This window comes from uncultured Paraglaciecola sp., assembly GCF_913058035.1.
Taxonomy (GTDB): domain Bacteria; phylum Pseudomonadota; class Gammaproteobacteria; order Enterobacterales; family Alteromonadaceae; genus Paraglaciecola.
This window is the reverse complement of record NZ_CAJXPA010000279.1, coordinates 1-4,015: the sequence shown is the minus strand read 5'-3', so window position 1 is coordinate 4,015 and position 4,015 is coordinate 1. Positions and strand designations below refer to the sequence as shown.

The 4,015-nt window shown below is 40.0% G+C and carries 3 protein-coding genes and 1 pseudogene; all 4 read right to left on the bottom strand.

Going from position 1 to position 4,015, the window contains the following annotated elements; all coding sequences use genetic code 11:
• Positions 1–78: 78 nt before the first annotated feature.
• Positions 79–1,086, bottom strand: a complete 1,008-nt coding sequence (locus QZ562_RS20135; RefSeq protein WP_293764307.1) for a cupin-like domain-containing protein — start codon at positions 1,084–1,086, stop codon at positions 79–81.
• 3 nt (positions 1,087–1,089) lie between these two features.
• The gene (locus QZ562_RS20130) at positions 1,090–1,815 is read right to left on the bottom strand and encodes a SapC family protein (RefSeq protein ID WP_293764304.1); all 726 of its coding nucleotides are present in this window, start codon (positions 1,813–1,815) and stop codon (positions 1,090–1,092) included.
• Positions 1,816–1,825: 10 nt separating this feature from the next.
• Positions 1,826–3,382 carry a tryptophan halogenase family protein gene (locus QZ562_RS20125; protein ID WP_293764301.1) on the bottom strand — a complete coding sequence of 519 codons (1,557 nt, stop codon included), beginning with the start codon at positions 3,380–3,382 and terminating at the stop codon, positions 1,826–1,828.
• 155 nt (positions 3,383–3,537) lie between these two features.
• Positions 3,538–3,972 (bottom strand): annotated as a pseudogene (locus QZ562_RS20120) (TonB-dependent receptor); the annotation flags it as partial.
• Positions 3,973–4,015 lie beyond the last annotated feature (43 nt).

Genomic DNA, 4,015 nt, shown 5'->3' with positions numbered 1-4,015 from the left:
TAGCTAGGCAGGCTAGATGACTTAGCCCCATAGCATACTAGAACAAACGTTTTTAAATGTTGAATAAATATTAAGTGTCTATCTATTAAGCTTATTCACTAAAGAGGCGCGTAATTTGCGGGCTAATTGTTCGTCAATAGGATTGAGTACCCCTCTTCTTTCACTTGGAATATGACGTTGTTCTTTTGGGGCAAAGATATAATGCTCAAACAGATCTCGCCATGCATCTCGTTGTGCTTGAGGTAAATCTCGAATACTGAGTAGGGCATGATTTAATGCGTCCATAGGTGCACCCATCTGTATATCAACTTGTCGCCACCAGTAATTCACTAGCACATTAAAGCGGCTCAAACCTTCTACATGATGCCACCACATACTAGGTATAAAAATAGCATCTCCAGCTTCGAGCTCAGCTACTTGTGCATGTTGCATCGCTTCTACAAATTTTGGATACTTGATTAAATCAGGTTGCGCAAAATCGACTAAACTAGCCGATTGCCCAGCTGGGGTAAAATCCAGTGGTCCTATGTATAAATTGTCTAACTGGTTAGGTGGAAACAAAGTAAAACGTCTTTTACCCGCGGCCACACAGGCGATGTTGTCGGTAACATCATAATGGGCAGCAATACGCGATTGATTACCAACCCACACACTCACTAAGGGATTATCAACCAATAGCGGCAAGTCATTATCGTGTCTGAAATTTGGTAAAATGTGGTCCACTGAAGTAGATCCCATATATAATCCAGGAGGATTAAGCAGATGTTCATACTCAGCTAAATCATCCAAGACTTTATCAAACGTGGTGGTTGTGGGAGTAAAGTTAAATCCACTTAAGTCATCATTGTAAAAAAAACGACCTTGGTGTTTCGCATCTGCTAAAAAGGTGCGAATTTTGTTTTGATTATAATGTTTTCTTAGATAATTTTGAGCTGCGTGGTTAGACATATTAGCCTGTGTTACCAAAGGCCAATCTTTAATTAAGCCACGCAACACTACAGGTGTGGTTGAGCAAAGTAACTCAGAAGTCAAACTTTTGTTTGTAGCCCCAGCGATCTCTTGAATTGATTGTTTGATTTCAAACATTGTTTATTTTAATTGACGATTTTTCAAGGTTATTAAATGACTCATATTTGGCATAGAGGCCAAAATCATATGAATGGCTTTTAAATGACCTAATCGGTGTAAATCAGCCACAGCAACGTCGGAAAGTTGTGCTACTTTTTCTTCGTTAATCGTATACAAAAAATCCATTGCATGATTTGTTTCATCGTCTAAAGTGACTTTAATTTCGACACTCTCGATGAGTTCATGTTGCAGTAGGCTATCAATGAAGCTCTTAGTTTCTTGGTGGCCTTGGTAAATGGCCATCAAAGTAGCACTGACTTGTTGCAGATAAGGGCTCTGACCACCTTGAGGAAGAAATACTGCTTCGCCTTGGTTGTAGCTAATTCTTGGGCTGTCCATATCGATATGCACAACCGGTTCTTCGCTGACCACACCGTCTTCGGCGTTCTCTTGAAAACCGATTAGGAATGGCCGTCTTTGAATACTCAAGGGAATATAACTGGCTTGCCATCCGGTGTCGTTTAAAAACAAGTTTTCTTCACCGGCTAGACCAAGCAAAGCGATGACTTCAAATTGACCTGTTTGGGCACTCTTTTGAAGAAATATGGGGTAGTGGGCTTGCACATCTCGAAACTCGGAGATAAAAACATGGCTATAACTGCTGTTATCACCAAACTCCGGTTTACGTTCTGTGATTACATGGACATCTTTGTGATTGATGTTATCCAATAATTGATGATTGGGCATGTATTATCCTTTAGATTTTTTGTAAGCCATATTGTTTTATCTTATTAATTAACTCACGATTATTAGGTAACCCGGCAAGTAATTTTTGAGTTAACTGCGCATTTTTTTGAAATGTCGATTGAGCTAAGTCAATATTATCTGAGCGCCTTGTGGTATGCCGAGCAGAAGTTTCAAAACCCATCCCATATAGTATGTATTGATAACTAGCGGAAGGGAATACTTCATCAGCATGATCAAAGTCGAGTTGCCAAGGTGATTCGAAACGCCACAGCTTTAATAGTGTTTGCAAGTCTTCAGGGATGGATTCAGCTAAACAATTGTCTCGCCAATATTTAGTGTCAGTTCTTTTAGTTAAAATATAGTGTAACTTTAGAAAATCAACGATCCTGTCCCAGCGATAAAGGAATTTTTTATTAAAGCGTTTTGCTACGATATCCATTACATCACGATTGGCAGGTAGTTGTTCACTTATCATGGCAGCTGATAGCTCAACTAAAACTAGTGCTGATGCTTCTAAAGGTTCCAAGAAACCAGCAGAAAGCCCTACTGCTACACAGTTTTTATGCCAAAAAACCTCTCTATGCCCAGGGTTGATAGGTATTTTCCTAATACTTATCTCATCGGCTTTTTTGCCTAACGTAGGCCTGATGTAATCACGTAATTCTTTCTCTGCTTTTTCAACAGTGGTGTGGGCAGATGAGAATACATGGCCAACACCTCGGCGAGAAGGCAGACCAATGTCCCAAATCCAACCAGCGCTTTGTCCAGTGGAGATAGTATGTGAAGCGATTGCATCGTTTTCATTTTGATAAGGTACGTGCACAGCCAATGCTGTGTCATTAAACAAAATATGTTTTTTACTGATAAATGGAATGCTGTAATGTTTACCTAGTAACAACGATTTAAAACCAGTGCAGTCAATAAACAAATCACCTGTGATATCGCCATGTAATTTGGTGCCAACGGAAGCAATATCGCCATTAGGTGCAGAATTAACCTCAGTGACATGGTCTAAAATGTGCCTAACACCTAATTTCTCAGTACAGTGCTTTTGTAAAAAAGCAGAAAATTTACCTGCATCTAGGTGATAAGCATAATTAGCAACATGAGCGTATTCTGGGGTAGTGATTTGTTTTGGTGCGAGACCCTTTTCACAAAGATGTCCTTGAAAACTCACCGCATCTGCAAAGGACACTTTATCTGATTGGGGCTGCCAATAAGGGGCTAAATTAATTTTTTCAAAGCCTTCAGGTAATACTAGTGGATGATAGTAAAAATCATCTTCTGCGCCTGTGACCCATTTAGCAAATTTTGCACCTTGCTTGAATGAAGCATCACATTCACGAAAAAATTCTGTTTCATCAATACCCATCTTTTGAAGCGTGCCACGCATTGTAGGCCATGTGCCTTCACCTACGCCAATAGGCTTAACATCAGGAGATTCAACCAAGGTTACCTTAACCCCTGAGTCTGAATTTGCCATATGTTCGGCGGCAATCACTCCGGCTGTTAACCAACCCGCTGTGCCACCACCTACAATAGTGATTTCTCGGACTTCGTTATCCAATTTTAACACTCCAAATTATTCAAAAAAATTAAAAGCTATAATTGTATACGTATTAAAAAACAATAGAGACCTATGATACGTGAAACTATTGATCATTAGACTAAAAATACAAAAAAACCGCTGAAATCAGCGGTCTTTTGATTGCTAGCTACACCTTAAAAGGTATAGCGAGCTCCTAAGGCATAACGCGGCCCGTATTGACGAGCAAACAAAAACTGCTCTTCGTAACGTCCGTAACCTTGTTCAGTTTCATTAGTAAGGTTAATACCTTCAAAGAAAACTGTGAGTTCATCAGTGACATCATAATTCACACTGATATCAGTTTGCGCGTACTCTTTACCAAACTGCGGTGGACCTTCAGAGCTTCCCTGAGCTTGGCCAACACCAATGAGGTAATCATCACGCCAAGCGTAGGTGACCTTGACCGATAAACCGTCTTTTTCATAGAAGATATTGAAGTTAGCTGAATCACTCAAACCAACCAATGGAGACTGAGAACCAAAACTTTCCACATCAAATTCCACATCGCCATCTACCAATGTGAAGTTAAACGCACTGCCGAAGCCAGGTGAACCAAACATACGCTGAACTCCGAACTCAACACAGCAACATTAACGACTATCATAAATAGTA